Genomic DNA, 19,035 nt, shown 5'->3' with positions numbered 1-19,035 from the left:
GACTGTCGCTCGGTCCGATTTGATGTGACACCGGCAAGTGGGAACCTAATCGGTAACAACGATCTTTTGCACAGTGCTGTACTCCCCCCCCGGACGGCCGGCAGCTCTAGCTCGGGTCCTTTCCGTAGAAGTTCCAGAACCTGAGTGTTTTCGGGAAGGCCATCGCCCGGTCGAGTATCTATTTATTCCTTAGATACTTTATAAGCGCAATCAGTGCGACGATGTAGAACGCATACTGCACAACGAGAAGCAACAAGCTTAGGAGCGTTATTGGTTGTATCAACATGGGTTGCACCTACTCTATTGGCCAACTTACTGCTACAGCGAATGCGAGTAAGGACATAATCCCAGTTTTGCGCAATTTGATGCTACCGGTCATATGGCGCCTCCATTTCTATCAGCGATATCAATTTATGAAGGTGAGTCCTCGTCGCTCATCTCCGTTTCGATTCATGATTCGTTTTGAAATTTGGCTGAGCTCTGCGGCGTTTACGTCGCTTTATCTGGATGCTTTTCCGCAGGGATGGCAAATAATGGCATACTCATTACGCTGTAGAGCATTCATCGTTCGCCCCTCCCTCTTTATTAATTTATAAATACTGTAAACTCGCTGCAGCTTGCAACTTGATTCGAGCTGGCCAACGGCTGTTTATGAAGCGCAGGTGGCATATCTACTACGATTGATTGTGCAACACTGCACAAAGAGCGTTGTATCGGAAATAGCAAGCAACGGGCGGTCCCAGGCCCTCCCCCGCGTTGCGCGACAACAGGTGCGGTTAGCGTCCACCGGCGCCACCAACCCAAGCAGCAGGTCTACGGGGCGTAGGTGGCGCGCGGCGGCGCCGTCCGGATAATGAAGAACGGACAACGGACAACCGAGAAACGAAGGGAATCGCCATGAGCACCTATCTGACCGCCGAGACCATCCGGACCCTGCGCGAGGCGCGCGGTCTGACCCAGCGCGACATCGCCGAGCGGATCGGCGTGACCGACAAGGCCGTATCGAAGTGGGAATCGGGACGGGGCCTGCCCGATATCTCGCTGGTGGAGCCGCTCGCCGGCGCGCTCGGCGTCTCCATCGCCGAGCTGCTCACCGGGGACGTCCGCGCGAATGCAAACCGCGCGGGCAACATGCTCCGCTCGCGCTTCTACGTCTGCCCGCTGTGCGGCAACGTGATCCATGCGCTCGGCGAGGGCTCGTTTTCCTGCTGCGGCGTGACCCTTCTGCCGCAGGAGGCGGAAGACGCCGCCGAGGACCCCGGGCATGCCGTGCACGTCGAGCGCATCGAGAACGACTGGTACCTCACGCTTGACCATCCCATGACCAAGGACCACTTCATCAGCTTCGCCGCGTACGTGACCTCAGAGCGCACCACACTGGTGAAGCTCTATCCCGAGCAGACCATGGAGGTGCGCTTCCCCATGCGCGGCAGTGGGTACCTGTACATCTACTGCAACCGCCACGGCCTGTTCCGCCTGCGCACCCCGCGCGTCGAGCGCCGTGCCGGCCAGCTTCCGGTACTCTAGGTTTCCCGCGCTATACTGAGAACCGGCCCGACGGGGATCGCCCCTGCGGGCCCCATGCACGCGCGATACCAGGGAGGCCTTTCGATGGACATCCTCGTTCTTCTTCCGTTCAACGACGACGAGCGCGCGATCATAGAGGCCGCCGCACCAGATGGATCGCGCATCACCTACACCACCAAAGCTGACGTCACAGACGAAGAGATCGCCCGCGCCGAGGTCATCGTCGGCAACCTCGCGCCCGCACGGCTGGCGGCAGCGGAGCACCTGCGCTTGCTTCAGCTGAACTCCGCCGGCTTCGACCAGTACATGGCGCCGGGCACGCTGCCAGCGGGCGCGCACCTCGCCTGTGCGGTCGGCGCATACGGTCAGGCCGTCTCCGAGCACCTGCTCACCATGATCCTCATGCTCATGAAGCACCTCGACGCCTATCGAGACGATTTCTGCGAGCACGCCTGGCGCGACCACGGGTCCGTCACCACCATCGCCGGCGCGCGGGTCCTCGTTCTCGGCGCCGGTGACATCGGCAGCCACTTCGCCCGGCTCGCACGCGCCCTCGGCGCACACGTCGCGGGCGTGCGACGGCACGCAGGCGACATCCCCGACGGATTCGAGCACATGCACACGATGGACGAGCTGCCCAAGCTGTTGCCGCAGGCCGATGTCGTCGTCTCGTTCCTGCCGAGCTCGCCGGACACGCGCGGCCTCGTCGACGCCGCGTTTCTCGCCCGCTGCAAACAAGGCGCCTACTTCGCAAACGGTGGACGCGGCGACCTCGTCGTGCAGTCGGACCTGATCCGCGCGCTCGAGGACGGACACATCGCCGGTGCCGCTCTCGACGTGACGACCCCCGAGCCCCTGCCCGCCGACGACCCGCTGTGGGACGCCCCGAACATCTTCATCACCCCGCATGTCGCCGGCCAGTTCCACCTGCCGGTCGTGCTCACGAACATCGCCCGCATCACCGCGGAGAACCTGCACCACCTCGCTGCGGGAGAGCCCTTGCGCAACGACGTGCCGCTCTCGCGCTAACACCGCGGCCGGCAGGCGACAGCCGGTCAGCCGCGAACCAAGTCCATACGGGGTATAACCTACGCCGGCAGCATCATCGCTGTACGCAATCAGGCAACATGATCTGGGAGGGAATATGAAGGTACTGCTCGTCAACGGCAGCCCGCACAAGGAGGGCTGCACCCATCGCGCACTCGTCGAGGTCGCGCACACGCTTGAGGAGAATGGCATCAACGCCGAGATCTTCTGGATCGGCGCCAAGCCCGTCGGCGGCTGCGTCGCCTGCGGCGGATGCTCCACCAAGGGCGCCTGCGTGTTCGACGACGTCGTGAACGAGTTCCGCCAGAAGGCCGCCGAGGCCGACGGGTTCATCTTCGGCGCGCCCGTGCACTATGCGCACGCGGCAGGCTCGCTAATCGCCTTTATGGACCGCCTGTTCTACTCCAACGGTCGCGCCGGCGAGCCCAACGTCTTCAAGTTCAAGCCCGCAGCGGCCGTCGTGTCGGCGCGCCGCGGCGGCACCACCGCCGCCCTCGACGACATCCAGAAGTTCTTCACCATTTCGCAGATGCCCATCGTGAGCTCGCGCTACTGGAACAACGTCCACGGCAACACCGCCGATGAGGTCGAACAGGATGCCGAGGGCCTGTGGACCATGCGCCAGCTCGGCCGCAACATGGCCTGGATGCTCTCCTGCATCGAGGCGGCCCGCGCAGCCGGCATCGAGCTTCCCGCCGAGGAAGCCGGCACGCAGACGAACTTCATCCACTAGGAGAACCACTCCGCACAGACAAACAGGCATCATGAGCGATGCCGACGAGCATGCGCCCCCGGGCCCGTTGGACCCGAGGGCGCATCACTTCCACCCTGCCATGCGTATCACCCCTGCCCCTCCGCCCGGGACAGACAGCGCCGAAAGGACCCGCTGCGCCCGTTCAGGACGCCCGCGCCCCCACAGCCGGCAGCACCGCGCGCGTCCGGACCCGCAGACGGCCTGTCATCGCAGGTGAACGGCACTCGGGGAATGAATGAGGGGAAATCGACATGAATGCGCGTGTCGTTTGTCCCCACGCACAAGCCCCCGTACACTGGGACAACCTATCAGCATCCAAGGGGGCCGGATGCAATCCGCTTCGGCACGCCCACATCCAGACCGTCCAAGCAGAGGGGTACGCCATGACACTGATTCAGAAAGACATCTCAGCCCCTCTCGATGACGATCAGCTCAGCGAGATCTCGGTAGGTCTCATGTTTTCCGGAAAAGAGCACCGGCCCGCCTCCGAGTGCTTCAGGTGCCCCTATTGCGCCAGCAGCGACTTCAACGTCATCGGAACGCTGCCCGACAATCCCTCCCTTCTCGAAGTGGAGTGCGCGAAGTGCGCACGGCGCTGCAAGCTCGACACGAAAACCGGCTACGCGATCGGATGCTAGGAAGACGCCGACCATCGGGCTTCCGCGGCCGAAGGCGCAGGCGCCCCGCACGGAAAAACCTGGGATGACATATCCGGCATGTTCCAGCCAGCGGACCTCGCGTCGCAGCGGGCCCTGACATCTACCAGGTCGCAGCGTCCGCCTCGCGAATCTTGAGGTCCGCGCAGAAAAACGCCCGCAGCGCGTCGATGGCGTTCGCAACGTCATGGGCGCCGGCGGTCTCGAAGCTCGAGTGCATGGCTAGCTGTGCGCACCCCACGTCCACCGCATGGAGGCTCACCTGCGTATTCGAGATGTTGCCGAGCGTCGAGCCGCCCGCCATGTCGCTGCGGTTCGCAAACGTCTGATAGGGGACGCGGGCATCGTCGAGCACCGAGGCGAGCACTGCGCGGCTGAACGCGTCGGTGCAGTAGTGCTGGTTTGCCGCCTCCTTGATAACAAGGCCGCCGTTTATGCGCGGAGCGTTCTCGCCGTCGGCCATCTCAGGTCGATTCGGATGGCGCGCATGCGCGTTGTCGCAGCTCACGAGCATCGACGAGGCCAATGCGCGACGAAGATTCTCCGCGCCGGCGCCCAGCGCCCCGTTGATGCGCGCGAGCGCGTCGGAAAGCAGCGTCGAGGCGGCACCCTGCTTGGTCTCGGACCCGACCTCCTCGTTGTCGAAGCAGGCGAACACGCTGATGTCGTGCTCGTTGGACGAGGTGACAAACGCCCGCAGGGCCGCATACGCGCACATGAGATCGTCGAGGCGCGGCGCCGAGATAAACTCGTCATCGGCGCCCCACACCCGCCCCGGAACGCGGGACACGAGGAACAGGTCGCGCGCCACGATGGCGTCCGAATCGACGCCAAGTGCCGCGGCGACCAGCGCATCGACCGCCCCGCGCCCGCGCGCACCCGCCGATATGAGCGGGCACAGATCGTGCGCCCGATTGGGAGCAAAACCTTTGTTTACCTCGCGATTCATATGGATGGCAAGACTCGGGATGATGGCCACGTCCTCGTCGAGCGAAACCAAGCGGCTCTCGACGCCGCGCTGTGTGCGCACCATCACACGGCCCGCGAGCGACAGCGGACGGTCGAACCACGTGTAATCGATCATGCCGCCGTACGCCTCCACATTGAGGCGCGTGCAGCCATCCGGCCCCTCGAGCTCGGGGTTCGCCTTCAGCTTGAACGTCGGCGAGTCACCATGCGCTGCCGCGAGCTGGAAATGGTAGTGCGCGGACTCGACCTTGTCACCGATACGCCAGGCGACGACACTCGATCCGTTGCGCACCGTGTAGCACCGATCGCCCGGCGCCATGTGCCACGCCTCGCCCTCGGGCAGATAGGTGAAGCCCGCCGCATCGAGCCGCGCGCGAATCGCCGCTGCCGTGTGGAACATGCTCGGACTCTCCTCGATAAACGACACGAGCCCGCGCGCCTCGTCCGCAGACGCCTCCCGCCCATCGATATCTTCTGGTGCCATCGTGCTGCCATCCTTTCCCATCGGTCGGTATCGGCACCACAGTATAGGCCCCTGCGGACGCCGCGCGCCCGCTCTTGACTTGAAGGGCACTCCAGGGGGTAGGCTGTGCGAGATGACGCCATGCGAAGGAGGAGCCATGAGGATCGCCGAGGTATCGAAACGCACCGGGATATCCACGGACACGCTGCGCTATTACGAGCGCATGGGGCTTCTCCCCCACGTCCGGCGCAACGAGCGCGGCGTCCGCGACTACGACGAAACCGATCTGGCGCGCATCCGGTTCATCAAGTGCATGCGCTCGGCCCACGTCTCCATCGAGGCGCTCGTGGAGTACATGGCGCTGTTCGCACAGGGCGACGCGACGCTCGAGGCGCGCAAGGATATCCTCGTCGAGCAACGCGAGATCGTGCGCGAGCGAATCGCCGCCATGCAGGAGGGACTCGATCGGCTCGACTACAAGATCGCCCATTACGACGACCTTATCGTCGAGGCGGAGCGCACGATGCAGAAATAGACGGCTGTCCCCCACTCGAGCACACGGCGTCCTTTCCCCACATTGCCACGTTATACTTTAGTTTGAGAGAGTATACTCACGCGGTTCCGTCCGCTCCCCGAAAGGAGACCGGCATCATGCCCGAATCCATCAGCCCCCTGCGCCCCGCCGAGGCGCAGCGCCTGCTCCACGCACTCGTCGATGCCCTCGACGGTGCTCTCAGCTGCCGGCGCGGCGCCATCGAGCTCGCCGTTATGACCATCGCGGCAGGCGGCCATCTGCTGCTCGAGGACGTTCCGGGCATCGGCAAGACCACCCTCGCCCGCGCGTTGGCGGGCGCCGTGCGCGCCCGTGCGAGCCGCATCCAGTTCACGCCGGACATGCTGCCCTCCGATCTCACGGGTGTCACGGTCTTCGACCAGTCCGCCAAAAGCTTCACGTTCCACCCCGGTCCGCTGTTCGCGCAGGTCGTCCTCGCCGACGAGATCAACCGTGCGAACCCCAAGACGCAGGCTGCCCTGCTCGAGGCCATGGGGGAAGGGCACGTGACCGTCGACGGCAAGACCTATCGGCTGCCGCGCCCGTTCATGGTCATCGCCACGCAGAACCCCATCGAGATGGAGGGCACCTACCCGCTGCCCGAGGCCCAGCTCGACCGCTTCATGTGCCGTGTGAGCCTGGGCTATCCCGATGCCGAGGCCGAGGCGCGCATGCTCATGGCGCCGAGCGGCCGCGATCCCGCCTCCGGTCTTGCCCCCGTCTGCACGACCGACGAGCTGCGCGCCCTCGCCGGAGCCGCCGCGAACGTCCACGTCGCGCCGGCCGTGGCCTCCTATGCCGTCGCGCTGCTGGACGCGACGCGTACCAGCCCGCTCACGCGCCTCGGGGCATCACCGCGCGCCGGCTTGGCGCTGCTCGCCATGAGCCGCGTGCGCGCACTCGCCCGCGGTCAGAAAGCGGTCTTTCCCGGCGACATCCGCGCCATGGCGCCCACCGTGCTCACCCACCGCATCGTCTTCACCGACCCGCAGGCCACCTCTGCCGCCCCGTCCCATCAGGCCGAGCTGCTCGAACACATCTTGGCCGACGTGCCCGCGCCACGCAGGCGCTGATGTATCGAGGCCACTATGGCAACCGGGAAGCGAACAGCCTCACATGAGCGCGTGCGCCGGCGTGTCCGGCAGCTCACGCGCGGGCTCGACGGCAGGGGCCGTCCCTTCCTGCGCCCGACTGCCGGCGGCATCATCGCCCTCCTGCTCGCCGGAGCGCTCCTCGTCGCCGGAGCCGGGCTGTTCTCCACGGAACTCGTTGCCGCCGCACTCGCCTGCGCGCTCGCGCTTGCCTGCGGCCTCGCGAGCATCCTGCTCGCCCTTGCGCAGCAGCGGACGAAAACGCGCGAAGGAACATCCGACCGCCACGAGGTGCAGCGCGCCGCCATCCGTGTGCTGCACCTTGCGGCAGCGCGCCCGGTTGCCCGCACGGCGACCTGGGCCCGCATCGACCAGCGCGGACGCATCAAGGGGACCTTCGCGGGAGGCGCTCCGGCAGCGCGTGGCCTCTATCGGGCGAGCGGCTGCCGCGTGACGTTTATTGATCCCTTCGGCTTCTGGTTGGCACGTGTAACCGAGCCGTCGCACCAAGAACGCTGGATCGCCCCGACCCCGCCCGCGCAGGCGCATCCCGCGCTGGGCGCGCTCACGCGACGGGCAGCCCCGTATGCCGCCACCGATGACACCGCGCGGACGGCCTCCCTCGTGCGGCCCTACGAGAAAGGCGACTCGCTGCGCACCGTCGCGTGGCGCCAAAGCGCCCACCATGGCCAGCTCATGTCATACGATCCGGACCGCGCGCACCCGATCGTGCCCCTCGTCGCCGTCGATACCCTCGAGGTGACAGACGCCGATGTCCTGGCAGCCGAGGCGCTCGGTGCCTGTTTGACCCTCGCCCGACAGGCGGGCGCGCGCAGCGACATCTCCCTGACCGACGGCGTGGACCGCGCGACGGGCGTGCAGCGCATCGAGCGCTTCTGCGCCGCCCTCGACGCGGACGATGCAGGCGCTGCGACCATCGGCACCGAAGCGGAACGGCGCGCCCGCGCCATCGCTCGTCTGGCGGCCCAGGGCCTCGATGCACGCAATCGGCGCCCGGTCGTCCTCGTCGCCGAGCGCGCGGATGCGGCCCTCGCACAGCATCTAGAAAGGCTTCTCGGGACGCGCCTGACCGTCGTCATTCCCCGCGATGCCGGAACGATCGCGCCGGCACCCGGTATTGACGGGGAGGGACAGGGGGCGTTTCCACAGGTCCCTGCGCCCGGCACCAGGCGGCGCGACGACCGGAAGAGGTCCAACACCCCGTTTCCGGTCGCCGTCGCCAACGCCGTCTGCTGCGGCGTCGCCATGCTTCTCTCCCTCCAGCTGCTGACCACGATGATCGAGCCGGCCTTCTGGTCGCGCTTCGCCGGCATCGCCCTGACTGCCGTCGCCCTCGTCGCCACGCTTGCAGAAGGCGTCCCCCGTATCCGCCATCGCCCGGCGCGCGAGCTCGTCAACATCCTCGCACTCGTCATCGTCGCCGCCGCCTCGATCGCCGGTGCGGCCCAGACGATCGCCACCGCATCCGGCATCGACGTCTTCGACGCCGCGTCCGACCTCTCTGCCCTCGATATCGACGGCACGGCGGGCGGCCTCTCCTGGATCTCGCCTGTCGTCGCACGCGGCCTGCACGAGCTGTATTTCGGCCAATGGGTGCCGGTCTCGGTGAACCCTGTCTCCGACGCCGCACTCACGCTCGCCATACTGCCCGCAGCGGTGGCGGTGCAGCTGCTCTGCGGCACGCGCAGGCTGCGTCCGTGTATAGCCGCCCTGCCGCTTGGCCTGGCAGCCTCCCGCGTTGCGTTCATGGGAGCCGCGAACAGCACGGCCGAGATCGTCATCATCCTCTGCTGCGGCCTCTCCCTGCTCGTTCTCGGGCAGGTGCGGGGCGCCGTCACGCCTGCGCATGAAGATGATGCCGGGCCGCAGGCCCCGCGCTCCGTGCCCCGCGCCCTCAGCGCATGGCACCCCCTCGCCTGCGCGGTCTCTTTGGCACTCGCCCTTGCCGCCTGCGCGCTCGCGCCCGCCGCCACGCGCGCCGCCCAGGGTCTCCCCCTCCGCCTTGACGTGCAGTCGAACGTGCTCGCCGGCAACACCGTGAGCCCCATCGTGGACCTGCGGCACGACCTTACGCGCAGCGGCGAGACCGTCGCCCTCGCCTACCGAACCGGCTTGAACCGGCCGCTCTATCTCGAGCTCGCCACCTTGAGCGACCTTGACGGAACCACCTGGGCACTCGACGGGGCGCCCACGGGCGGTGCAGCGGGCGCGCTGTCGCTTCTTTTCCCGAGCGACGCCGATACCGCAGCGCACGCCCTGCCCGGCACGGACACCGCCGACGACCTGTTGACCGCGCTGTTCCGCGATGACGGCATGCGGGCCGTCGGCAGCATCCGCGACATCGCCGCCACCATCGTGATCGACGGCCTCGCATCGCGATTCGCGCCGGTACCCATCGGCGCATTCGGCACGACCGTCCCGCACGACAGCCAATCGCAGGGCTGGCGCTGGAGCGATACCGGCACCGTCTACAGCGAGAACACCACCACGAATCGCGGTCTTTCCTACACCGCGGAGGCCGCCTACATCGAGCCCGTCACGAGCGCTTCGGGACTGCGCGCGCTCGCGCAGGACCTCGAGCTGGCGCTCTGGAGCCGCCTGTGGTCGCGCGAGGGCGTCGCCGGCGCCGAAGACTGGAAGGCGCTGGGCAGCAGCATCGACGAGCTGATCGAAGCGGGGCGCGAGTCGGTCGATGGACGCTATCTCGAGCTGCCCGGCAATCTGCCCGAGAGCATCAGCGATGTCGCCGCGGACCTGCGCGTGGACCGGGGGCCGACAACCTACGGCAATGAGGAGCTCTCGCAAGAGATCGCCCAGCTCGAGCAGCTGATCACCTATTTTTCCGACAGCCGCTTCACCTACACGCTCGACGTCGCGGACGCGGGCGACAACCTCGAGGCCGTCGCGCGATTCCTCGACACGGGCGAGGGATACTGCGCGCACTACGCGTCCGCCTTCGCGGTGCTCGGACGCGCACTCGGCATCCCCACGCGTGTCGCGCTGGGCTACCGCGCAAGCAACGCGCAGGACGGCGAGGGGCGCTATGTCGTCACGAACCGGGATCTGCACGCCTGGTGCGAGGTGTACCTCTACGGCATCGGCTGGATTCCCATCGATATGACGCCCGCGTCGGCGAACGCTGCACAGGGCACCGACGCACCCGACGACACCGACGCCCCTGAAGACCCCGCGCAAGACGAGCAGAGCGAACCGGAGGAGACCGAGCAGCCGACTGAGACGAGCGAACCCGATACCGATGACGCCACCACCGATGGGCAGGGCGCCGGCCTATCTGGCAGCACGCAGCCCGATCTCGTCGCCGTTCTGCGCAGCCTTGCGCAACGCGCGCTCGAGACGCTCGCGCACGCGGCCCCCTACCTCGGCGTCGCCCTCGTTATCGCGGTTCTCGCCTTCGCCCCGCGCATCCTGCGCGCCCTTCGGCGCGCGTGGCACCTCTACGCCGTCAGTCGTGCCGGGCAGGCGCCGGCCCGCGCGATCGAGGGCGCCTGGGCAGAGGCGCTCGACCTCGCTCGCCGCCAGAAAGCCAGATGGGACCGCAGCGCCACCGAGGAGGACATCGCCCGCGCCATGGCGCAGACAATCCCGCGCGCGGCAGCTGCCGCGACGCGCCTCGCCGCCCTCGTCTGCCAGGCGCGCTACGGCGCCTGCGCACCCCGCGTCACCGCAGACGAACTCCGCGCGCAGCTGGAGCCATTTGCCGCCCCGTTCCGGACGCGACCCGGACGCGACCAATAATGAAAGCAGGTCAAGCTACCGCGCGCACGGCAACCTGCCTCAGCAACCGGCACCGCCGCGCGGCACCTGCGCCGGCAGGACCGCTGCGACCACAAGCTCGATCAAGCGCTCGATGGGCATCTCGCCTGAAGAACCCATCCATCGATTGATCGCCCCGAGCAGCCCTGACAGGTAGAACTCCCGCAGGACGTCCTGCTCCTCTTCCGTCAGGCCCTGCTCGGGGATGATGAAGCGGTCGAGCAGCGGCGCGATGATTTCCTTCAGGTGCTCGCCGAACGACGGGTCGCCACCGATGAGACGTGGCATGTAGGCGCTGAAGCGCTGGGTGAGCTCCACGATGAACCCCATGTGGTGCGAGAAATCGAGCGTGTCGTCGAGCAGCAGGCGCTTTTGCACGAGCATGCGCACCTGCTCCAGAATCTCGCTTTCAAGCTGGTCGAAAAGGTCGTAGACATCACGGAAGTACAGGTAGAACGTCGCACGGTTGTAGCCGGCGCGCTCCGCGATCTCGCGCACCGTGATCTTCTCGATCGGCCGGTCGCGATAGAGCTCCCAAAAGGCCTGCGTGAGGTTCGCCCGCGTCTGCTCGGTCACCTGAGGCTGCTTTCTCATGGTCTTATTCCACCTTCCCGCCTGCGGCGCGGCAGGCACGGTCACCGGCGCCTCGGCAGCGATCGCTCGACAATCGCCGCCGATGTGTCGAGTGGCCCTCCAACCTGCCCGGCAGCTTCACTATACTGCAAGGTAGACAACACGCTGTCGAGTAATCGAGGGGGCGCTCGCCTCATGGCATATATAGAGTTCACCGATGTCCTCAAGGTTTACGGCCAAGGAGAAGCCGAGATCCACGCGCTGGACGGCGCGAGCTTCACGGTGGAGCGCGGCGAGCTCGCCGTCATCCTCGGCGCCTCGGGCGCAGGCAAGACGACCGCGCTCAACATCCTCGGCGGCATGGACTCCGCCACCGCCGGCACCGTGCGCGTCGACGGCCGTGACATCTCGGGTGCCACATCTGCCGAGCTCGTGGAATACCGCCGCTCCGACGTGGGCTTCGTCTTCCAGTTCTACAACCTCGTGCCCAACCTGACCGCACTCGAAAATGTCGAGCTCGCCGCGCAGATCTGCCCCAACTCGCTCGACGCCGCGGACACGCTTGCCAAAGTCGGCCTGGGCGATCGCATGAACAACTTCCCCGCCCAGCTTTCCGGCGGCGAGCAGCAGCGCGTGGCCATCGCCCGCGCGCTCGCGAAGAACCCCAAGCTGCTGCTGTGCGACGAGCCCACCGGCGCTCTCGACTACCAGACGGGCAAGCAGATCCTCCAGCTTCTGCAGGACACCTGCCGCCATGACGGCATCACCGTGGTGATCATCACCCACAACTCGGCGCTCGCCCCCATGGCAGACCGCCTGATCCGCTTCAAGAGCGGAAAGGTCATCGACATGGCGACGAACCCCCATCCCACCCCCATCGCCCAGATCGAGTGGTAGGCGGGTGACACGATGGCGTCGGCACATGCGAAGGACATAGCCCGCACCGTCCGCGGCAACCTCAAGCGCTTCATCGCGATCGCCGTGATCTGCGCGCTCGGCATCGCCATGTTCTGCGGCCTGCGCGCCTCATGCCAAGATCTTCGCAACGCTGCCGACGAGTTCTTCGACACGCAGCATCTCTTCGATATCCAAGTGCTCTCGACCCTGGGCCTCGACGAGGGGGACCTCCGGGCCCTCGCCTCCGTGGACGGCGTCGAGACCGTCGAGGGCGGCTGGAGCGAATCGACCTATACGGATGTGGACGGGGCGCGGGCGACCGTCGAGGTCAAGGCCTTGAGCGATGAGGACCTGAACATCCCCTATATCGTGGAGGGCGGGCTGCCCGAGCGCGCAGGCGAGGTCGCCGTCACGCAGAAGTTCGTCGACGCGAGCGGCCTGACCATCGGCGACACCGTTGAGATCGCCGAGGCGGACAACGAGGATGAGGCCGTCTTCGCGCGCCGCCCCTACACCATCGCCGGCATCGTCGTCGACGCCATGGACGTCTCGAACCCCGAGCTGTCGTTCCGCTCGAGTTCCACCTCGGACTATACGTTCATCGTGAGCCCCGAAGACGTCACCACCGACACCTACACCGTCGCCTACCTCACCGTAGCCGGCGCAGACGAGCTCGCCTGCTATTCGGATGCCTACGGCGAGCGCGTCGCCGCCGTGACCGACGAGATCGAAAACGAGATCCGCAGCGACCGCGAGATGGCCCGGACCGCAACCGTCAAGGCGGATGCGCAAGGCGAGCTCGATGACGCCCGCGCGGACTACGAGCGGGAGCGCGCCGAAGCCGAGGCGGAGCTTGCCGACGGACGCGCGGAGCTCGACGACGCCGCAGCGCAGCTCGCCGACGCGAAACAGGAGCTGATCGACGGCCAGGCAACGATCGACGACGGCTGGGCAGAGGTCGCCTCAGGCGAGGCTGATCTTGCCGACGGGCGCGCAGAGTTCGACCGCGGCGCCGCCGAGGGGGCCGCCGAGGTCGAGCGGACCCTTGCCGAGGCGCTCGCTGAGGGTCAAGCGCAGATCGACAGCCAGATCGCAGACGGGCGCGCGCAGGGCGTCGTCGAGCTCGACCGCCAGTTCGAGGTCGCCCGCACCCAGGCCCAAGCAGAGCTCGACGCCGCCATCGCCGATGGATACGACCAGGGTCTGGCCCAGCTCGAGGAGCAGTTCGGCGCCGCGCGCGACCAGGCGCAGGCCGAGCTCGACGAGCAGATCGAGGCGGCGCGCGCAGACGCTATCGCCCAGGTCGATGCCCGCATCGACGAGCAGCGCCAGCAGGCGACCGGCGAGCTCGACGAGAAACTCGAAGCTGCGCGCGACGAGCAGTACGCAGCCATCAAGCAGAAGGCGGACGCCGAGCTCGCAGCGCAACAGCTACCCGGCTACGACGAGCTCGTGGAGCTCCGAGGCGATCTGCAAAGCGAACTCGACACGCTGAATCAGACCATCGACAGCTATACCGATGCCGCACGCCAGCTCGAGGATATCGAGGCTCAGCTCGCCGCCCTCGATGCAGATGACCCGGAAAACGAGCAGGCCATCGCCGAGCTGACCGCGCAGGCGCAGCAACTCCAACAGGTCATCGACGGCGTCGATGCGCAGGGCGGCATCGATGCGCTTCGGGACAGCGCGGCGGAACTCGGCGAGCGCACAGGCTCGATCGACGCCGCCCTCGCCCCCATCGAGCAGGCGTTCGACACCGTGGACGACGAGATCGCAAAGCAGCGCGAGCAGGGGCTCGCCGCCATCGAAGACCAGCTCGCCCCCGCCTACGACGAGGCGGTCGCGCAGGTTGACGAGCAGATCGCCGAGCAGCGCGAGCAGGCGCAGGCCGAGCTCGACGAGCGCCTCGAGCAGGAACACGCCGCCGCGCTCGATGCGCTCGAAGACGAAATCGAGCAGCAGCGCGCCGATGCCCAGGCGCAGCTCGACGCCCGCATGGAGCAAGAATACGCCGCCGCGCTCGCCACGCTCGACCAGACAATCGCCGACGAGCGCGCACGCGCCGAGGCGACCCTCGAGGCACAGATGGCCGCGGGCCGCGACACCGCCTATGCGCAGCTGAACGCCCAGCTCGCCTCGGCGCGCGCCCAGCTTGACGACGCCGCCGCGCAGCTTGCCTGCGCCCGCGCGCAGCTCGAAGAGGCGCAGGCCGAGCTCGAAGACGGCCGCACCGAGTACGAAGAAGGACTCGCCGACTACCAAGACGGTCTGGCCGAATGGGAGGAGGGCCGCGCCGAGGCTGACGAGAAGTTCGCGGACGCCGAGGCCGAGCTCGCCGACGCTCAGGCCGAAATCGACGATATCGACACCGCCACCTGGTACGTCCAGACCCGCTCGTCGCTCTCCAGCTACTCGTCCGTCGAAAGCGACGCTGACTCCATCGAGGCCATCGGCACGCTCTTCCCCATCGTGTTCCTCGTCGTCGCCGTGCTCGTCTCGCTCACGACCATCACGCGCCTCGTCGAGGAGGAGCGCGGTCTCATCGGCACGTACAAGGCGCTCGGCTACCGCAACAGCGAGATCTACGCGAAGTACCTCATCTACGCGCTCGCCGCCTGCCTAACCGGCGGCATCGCCGGCCTCATCCTCGGCTTCATCGCGCTGCCCGCCTTCATCTTCGTCGTCTTCGGCATCATGTACCTGCTGCCGGGCTACGCCTTCGCCTTCGACCCTGTCTACGGCTTCGGCGGCACGGCCATCTTTGTCGTCGCCGTCGGCGGCACCGCCTATCTCGCCTGCCGCTCCGAGGTGCGCCAGACGCCCGCCGAGCTCATGCGCCCGAAGGCTCCCAAATCCGGCTCGCGCATCTTCCTCGAGCACATCCCCGCCATCTGGCACCGGCTCTCGTTCCTGAACAAGGTCACCGCGCGCAACCTCTTCCGCTACAAGCGCCGCTTCCTCATGACGGTCGCCGGCATCATGGGCTGCACCGCCCTGATCGTCTGCGGCTTCGCCATCAGGGACTCCGTGGCCGAACTCGTGCCCGAGCAGTACGAGCGCATCGCGCACTACGACATCATGGCCGTCACGAACAGCGGCGACCATGACGACGCGGCGCTCGAGCTTTCCCACGACGACCGCGTCGACGAGCTCGTCCGCATCTACATCGACACCGCGACGCTCAAGTACTCAGACGGCGAGGAGAGCGTGCAGCTCATCATCTTCCCGGACGACTACCGCACCGCCGACAAGCTGGCGCGCTTCATCAGCGTGACCGACCTCGACACCGCCGAGCCCATCGACCTTCCCGAGCGCGGCGCCGTCATCACGCAGAACGCCTCGGAGGTGCTCGGATTCACCGCCCACGACACCGTCGAGGTGCAGGATTCCCAGCTTGAGCAGGCCTCCGTCGAGGTTGCGCATGTCGCCCGCAACTATCTGGGCAACTACATCTACATGAGCGAGAGCGCCTACCGCGCCGCCTTCGGCGACGAGGCGAGCGCGCTGGATGATGGCACCTTCGAGCCCAACGGCGTGCTCGTGCGCTGCAGCGGGAACGCGGACGCCGAGGCATCGCTGACCGACAGCCTGACCGACGACGCGCGCTTCCTCTCCGTCACGAGCACCTCCGAGCTCGCAGGCGACTTCTCGCAGTCGTTCACCCTCATCAACGCCGTCGTCGTCATCGTGCTCGGCATGGCTGCCGCACTTGCCTTCGCCGTCCTGTTCACGCTCTCCACGACGAACATCTCCGAACGCGAACGCGAGCTGGCGACCATCAAGGTGCTCGGCTTCCGGCCGCGCGAGGTGCACCACTACGTGAACAAGGAGACCATCATCCTCACGATCATCGGCATCGTATGCGGCCTGCCGTTCGGCTACGTGCTCGGCGACGCGCTGCTGCACGTGCTCAAGATGCCGCAGATCAGCTTCCTGACCGTGGTGACGCCCCTGAGCTACCTGCTCGCCGCCATCTTGCCGCTCGTGTTCGCGCTCGTGGTGAACCTCATCACGAACCGTACCCTGAACCGCATCGACATGATCGAGGCGCTGAAGAGCGTCGAGTAGCGGCAAGCAAGCAGAAGCGTCCCCGATGAGGACAAGCTAGAAAATCACGAGACCGACCGCGAGCAGGGCCGGCATGACGATGAGGGACAGCAGGGTCGAAAGCGACACGAGGCCCGCCCCGAAGCGGTAGTCTCCCCCGAACATCTGCGGAAACATCGCCGAGACCGTGCCGCAGGGGGCAGACAGGGCGATGAGGACGACGAGCTTCACCACGGCGTCGAGCGGCAGGGGCGCGAGCACCGCCATCACGATCGCCGGCACCACGAGCAGGCGCAGGGCGCAGGCGGCATAGAGGTTGCGGTCGCGCACGAGGCTGCGCAGGTCGGTCTGGGCGAGATAGGTACCCATGACGAGCATGGCGAGGCCCGTGTTGAGGTTGCCCAGGTCCTGCGCCGTCACCTTGATGACCCCGGAGAGGTTGATCGAGCAGCAGAACAGGATGATGCCGATCACGACGGCGATGACGGAGGGGTTCGTGGCGATCTTTTTCGGGGAGACCTTCGAGGCGTCCTGCGAGATGAGCCACACGCCGTAGCTCCAGATGAGCGGCACCTGGCCCGCCATGCACGCCGAGATGTAGAACACGCACTCCTCCCCGAGCACGCTCTGCACGATCGGGATGCCCATGAACCCCATGTTCGAGATGGTGATGCCGAGCTGTGCGGCGCGACGCCGATCGCGAAAATACAGGCGCGCGACGGCAGCCGAGAGCACCGTGAATGCAAACGAGAGCACGAAGCACGCCGCGCCCGCCACGAGCTTCTCGGCATCGAAGGAGATCGCCAGCGCTTGCAGGATGACCGCCGGCGTGGCCACGTAGAGCGCGACGTTCGAGAGCTGGGTCGACCCCTTGTTGTCCACGAACGCGCCGCGATACAGCGCCGCACCAACCACCATCATGAGGAACATGGCGATCACTTGCGCAATCATGACCGGCATCGTCGTGGCAACCGACATCGCGCGCATCCCCTTCCAATCCCGCTTCGCCCATCGAACCCCATCCATTGTGAACCAAGCGAGGCATGATTTTGCCCAGATGTCATCACGACGGCGTTGATGGCCGAACAGGCACGAGAAGGCCGCATCACACCGATGCGACGGGTCCCCGCGGGCAGTTTTGCGAAAGGACCAGTCGGGCTAGCCGGCGTTCTTCTCAGCGTCGAGCGGGCGAATGAGGATGAACGGCGTGAGCTCACGGGATTGTCCCGCCGGGTTGTCGGCGATCAGCGCCGCCAGCTCCTCGTCGGATTGCGTAAGTGACGACGCATGGCCCAAGATCTCGACGTTCAGGTCGTTAGCGTCGACCACCATCATCTTTACGCCGAGTTCGCGCTCTACGTGGCCACGCCGGCGGTCATCCTCTGCCAGCAACAGCTTCACGAACACCCCTCCTCGCCGCGCACATAGGTAATGGATTACTCTAGCGCCCGAACCTTATGCGACATTTATGGCCGCGCACCCGCCCGCACGGATCGGGCGTCGCGCTTTGGGCGCTTACAGCAGGCGGCGCGCAACCGGAGCCGCGCGCCGCCTTCGGCGCCCCTCGCATCGGGCGCCGCGTTCTCTTATTGTCCCTGTCGCCGTGAACGGCCTGCCTACTCGACGAGCAGCTTCGCGATTTGCACCGCGTTCGTGGCGGCACCCTTGCGAATCTGGTCGCCGCAGCACCAGAACGTGATGCCGCGCGCCGCGTTCGGGTTGGAGATGTCGCGACGCAGGCGACCGACCCAGATGAGGTCCTGGTCGGAGGTGTCGATGGGCATGGGGTAGCGGTCGTGCGCGCTCTCGGCGTCGCGATCGTCCACGAGCTTCACGCCCGGCGCGGCCTCGAGTGCGGCGCGGGCCTCATCGAGCGTGATGTCGCGCTCGAACTCGAGCGTGATGCTCTCGGAGTGCGAGCGCAGCACCGGCACGCGCACGCACGTGCAGTTCACGCGGAGGTCCGGCAGGTGCATGATCTTGCGGCCCTCGTTTTGCAGCTTCATCTCCTCAGAGGTGTAGCCCTCCTCCTTGAAGCCGCCGATCTGCGGGATGAGGTTGCTCACGAGCTGAGCGGCGAAGGCGCGGGGCTCGGGGATCTTATCGCCTCGGCCCATGGCGGCGATCTGCGCCTCGAGCTCGGCCATGCCCGGCGCGCCCGCGCCGCTTGCCGCCTGGTAGGTCGACACGATCATGCGCGTGACGCCCGCAACCTTGTGCAGCGGCCACGTGGGCACAAGCCCGATGATGGTGGCGCAGTTGGGGTTCGCGATGATGCCATGGTGCCAGGAGATGTCCTCGGCGTTGATCTCGGGCACGACGAGCGGCACATCCGGGTCGAGACGGAACGCATGGCTGTTGTCCACGACCACCGCACCGGCCTTAACGGCGTGGGGCAGAAGCTCGCGCGCAAGGTCGTCCTCCACGGCGCCGAGCACGATGTCGCAACCGGCGAACGCGTCGGGACCCGCCTCGGCGATCGTCACCCCGCCGAACGGCGTGTCGACCTGCTTGCCGGCAGAGCGCGCGCTCGCGAGCAGCCGAAGCTCGCCCACGGGGAAATCCTGCTCGGCCAAGCACTGGATCATCTGCGTGCCCACGGCGCCCGTCGCGCCGAGGATGGCCACGGTGTACTGCTTCATAAGGTATCTCCTCCCATAGGG

At 66.7% G+C, this 19,035-nt stretch carries 14 protein-coding genes; 9 read left to right on the top strand and 5 right to left on the bottom strand.

What is annotated here, in order from left to right; translation table 11 throughout:
* Positions 1–897: 897 nt before the first annotated feature.
* The 4 genes from H6A21_RS05385 (at position 898) to H6A21_RS05370 (ending at position 3,966) form a co-directional block, all read left to right on the top strand.
* Complete coding sequence (locus H6A21_RS05385) at positions 898–1,527, top strand: helix-turn-helix domain-containing protein (RefSeq protein WP_204561088.1); 630 nt, start codon at positions 898–900, stop codon at positions 1,525–1,527.
* Between the two features lie 84 nt (positions 1,528–1,611).
* Complete coding sequence (locus H6A21_RS05380) at positions 1,612–2,556, top strand: D-2-hydroxyacid dehydrogenase (protein ID WP_204561086.1); 945 nt, start codon at positions 1,612–1,614, stop codon at positions 2,554–2,556.
* 115 nt (positions 2,557–2,671) lie between these two features.
* Positions 2,672–3,307, top strand: coding sequence for a flavodoxin family protein (locus tag H6A21_RS05375; protein ID WP_204561084.1), 636 nt, complete (start codon positions 2,672–2,674; stop codon positions 3,305–3,307).
* A gap of 404 nt (positions 3,308–3,711) precedes the next feature.
* Entirely contained in the window at positions 3,712–3,966 is a 255-nt protein-coding gene (locus H6A21_RS05370; RefSeq protein WP_204561082.1) for a hypothetical protein, read from the top strand.
* A gap of 121 nt (positions 3,967–4,087) precedes the next feature.
* Here H6A21_RS05370 and H6A21_RS05365 read toward each other — a convergent pair whose 3' ends face one another.
* Entirely contained in the window at positions 4,088–5,437 is a 1,350-nt protein-coding gene (locus H6A21_RS05365; RefSeq protein WP_204561080.1) for a M18 family aminopeptidase, read from the bottom strand.
* Between the two features lie 136 nt (positions 5,438–5,573).
* Between H6A21_RS05365 and H6A21_RS05360 the strand changes: the two genes are divergently transcribed.
* The 3 genes from H6A21_RS05360 (at position 5,574) to H6A21_RS05350 (ending at position 10,837) form a co-directional block, all read left to right on the top strand.
* A complete protein-coding gene (locus H6A21_RS05360) occupies positions 5,574–5,951 on the top strand; it encodes a MerR family transcriptional regulator (RefSeq protein WP_204561078.1) in 378 nt (125 codons plus the stop codon).
* A gap of 116 nt (positions 5,952–6,067) precedes the next feature.
* Positions 6,068–7,042, top strand: a complete 975-nt coding sequence (locus tag H6A21_RS05355) for an AAA family ATPase (protein ID WP_204561077.1) — start codon at positions 6,068–6,070, stop codon at positions 7,040–7,042.
* A 15-nt stretch (positions 7,043–7,057) separates the two neighbouring features.
* On the top strand, positions 7,058–10,837 hold the full coding sequence (locus H6A21_RS05350) for a transglutaminaseTgpA domain-containing protein (protein WP_204561075.1): 3,780 nt from the start codon (positions 7,058–7,060) through the stop codon (positions 10,835–10,837).
* A 39-nt stretch (positions 10,838–10,876) separates the two neighbouring features.
* Here H6A21_RS05350 and H6A21_RS05345 read toward each other — a convergent pair whose 3' ends face one another.
* Positions 10,877–11,449: a TetR/AcrR family transcriptional regulator gene (locus H6A21_RS05345; protein WP_204561073.1), complete on the bottom strand. Its 573-nt coding sequence runs from the start codon at positions 11,447–11,449 to the stop codon at positions 10,877–10,879.
* Between the two features lie 174 nt (positions 11,450–11,623).
* Here H6A21_RS05345 and H6A21_RS05340 point away from each other — a divergent pair, with 174 nt between their 5' ends.
* Both H6A21_RS05340 and H6A21_RS05335 read left to right on the top strand, forming a co-directional pair.
* Positions 11,624–12,325 carry an ABC transporter ATP-binding protein gene (locus H6A21_RS05340; protein ID WP_204561071.1) on the top strand — a complete coding sequence of 234 codons (702 nt, stop codon included), beginning with the start codon at positions 11,624–11,626 and terminating at the stop codon, positions 12,323–12,325.
* Between the two features lie 12 nt (positions 12,326–12,337).
* Complete coding sequence (locus H6A21_RS05335) at positions 12,338–16,393, top strand: FtsX-like permease family protein (protein WP_204561069.1); 4,056 nt, start codon at positions 12,338–12,340, stop codon at positions 16,391–16,393.
* 36 nt (positions 16,394–16,429) lie between these two features.
* On the opposite strand, the gene H6A21_RS05330 is transcribed toward H6A21_RS05335, so the two are convergent.
* The 3 genes from H6A21_RS05330 to H6A21_RS05320 form a co-directional block, all read right to left on the bottom strand.
* Positions 16,430–17,350, bottom strand: a complete 921-nt coding sequence (locus H6A21_RS05330; protein ID WP_204561067.1) for an AEC family transporter — start codon at positions 17,348–17,350, stop codon at positions 16,430–16,432.
* A 180-nt stretch (positions 17,351–17,530) separates the two neighbouring features.
* Entirely contained in the window at positions 17,531–17,773 is a 243-nt protein-coding gene (locus H6A21_RS05325; RefSeq protein ID WP_204561065.1) for a hypothetical protein, read from the bottom strand.
* A 215-nt stretch (positions 17,774–17,988) separates the two neighbouring features.
* On the bottom strand, positions 17,989–19,014 hold the full coding sequence (locus H6A21_RS05320; protein ID WP_204561063.1) for an aspartate-semialdehyde dehydrogenase: 1,026 nt from the start codon (positions 19,012–19,014) through the stop codon (positions 17,989–17,991).
* Positions 19,015–19,035: the final 21 nt, after the last annotated feature.

This window comes from Collinsella tanakaei (genome assembly GCF_016902615.1).
GTDB classification, from domain to species: Bacteria; Actinomycetota; Coriobacteriia; order Coriobacteriales; family Coriobacteriaceae; genus Collinsella; species Collinsella tanakaei_A.
The sequence above is the reverse complement of the archived record's forward strand: the minus strand, read 5'-3'. Positions and strand labels throughout refer to the sequence as shown.

Excerpts from the sequence above, each read along its gene's own strand:
- H6A21_RS05320 (WP_204561063.1), bottom strand. The coding sequence starts at position 19,014 with ATGAAGCAGTACACCGTGGCCATCCTCGGCGCGACGGGCGCCGTGGGC.
- H6A21_RS05385 (WP_204561088.1), top strand. The coding sequence starts at position 898 with ATGAGCACCTATCTGACCGCCGAGACCATCCGGACCCTGCGCGAGGCG.
- H6A21_RS05380 (WP_204561086.1), top strand. The coding sequence starts at position 1,612 with ATGGACATCCTCGTTCTTCTTCCGTTCAACGACGACGAGCGCGCGATC.
- H6A21_RS05350 (WP_204561075.1), top strand. The coding sequence starts at position 7,058 with ATGGCAACCGGGAAGCGAACAGCCTCACATGAGCGCGTGCGCCGGCGT.
- H6A21_RS05340 (WP_204561071.1), top strand. The coding sequence starts at position 11,624 with ATGGCATATATAGAGTTCACCGATGTCCTCAAGGTTTACGGCCAAGGA.
- H6A21_RS05335 (WP_204561069.1), top strand. The coding sequence starts at position 12,338 with ATGGCGTCGGCACATGCGAAGGACATAGCCCGCACCGTCCGCGGCAAC.
- H6A21_RS05375 (WP_204561084.1), top strand. The coding sequence starts at position 2,672 with ATGAAGGTACTGCTCGTCAACGGCAGCCCGCACAAGGAGGGCTGCACC.
- H6A21_RS05370 (WP_204561082.1), top strand. The coding sequence starts at position 3,712 with ATGACACTGATTCAGAAAGACATCTCAGCCCCTCTCGATGACGATCAG.
- H6A21_RS05345 (WP_204561073.1), bottom strand. The coding sequence starts at position 11,449 with ATGAGAAAGCAGCCTCAGGTGACCGAGCAGACGCGGGCGAACCTCACG.
- H6A21_RS05355 (WP_204561077.1), top strand. The coding sequence starts at position 6,068 with ATGCCCGAATCCATCAGCCCCCTGCGCCCCGCCGAGGCGCAGCGCCTG.
- H6A21_RS05330 (WP_204561067.1), bottom strand. The coding sequence starts at position 17,350 with ATGTCGGTTGCCACGACGATGCCGGTCATGATTGCGCAAGTGATCGCC.
- H6A21_RS05360 (WP_204561078.1), top strand. The coding sequence starts at position 5,574 with ATGAGGATCGCCGAGGTATCGAAACGCACCGGGATATCCACGGACACG.
- H6A21_RS05365 (WP_204561080.1), bottom strand. The coding sequence starts at position 5,437 with ATGGCACCAGAAGATATCGATGGGCGGGAGGCGTCTGCGGACGAGGCG.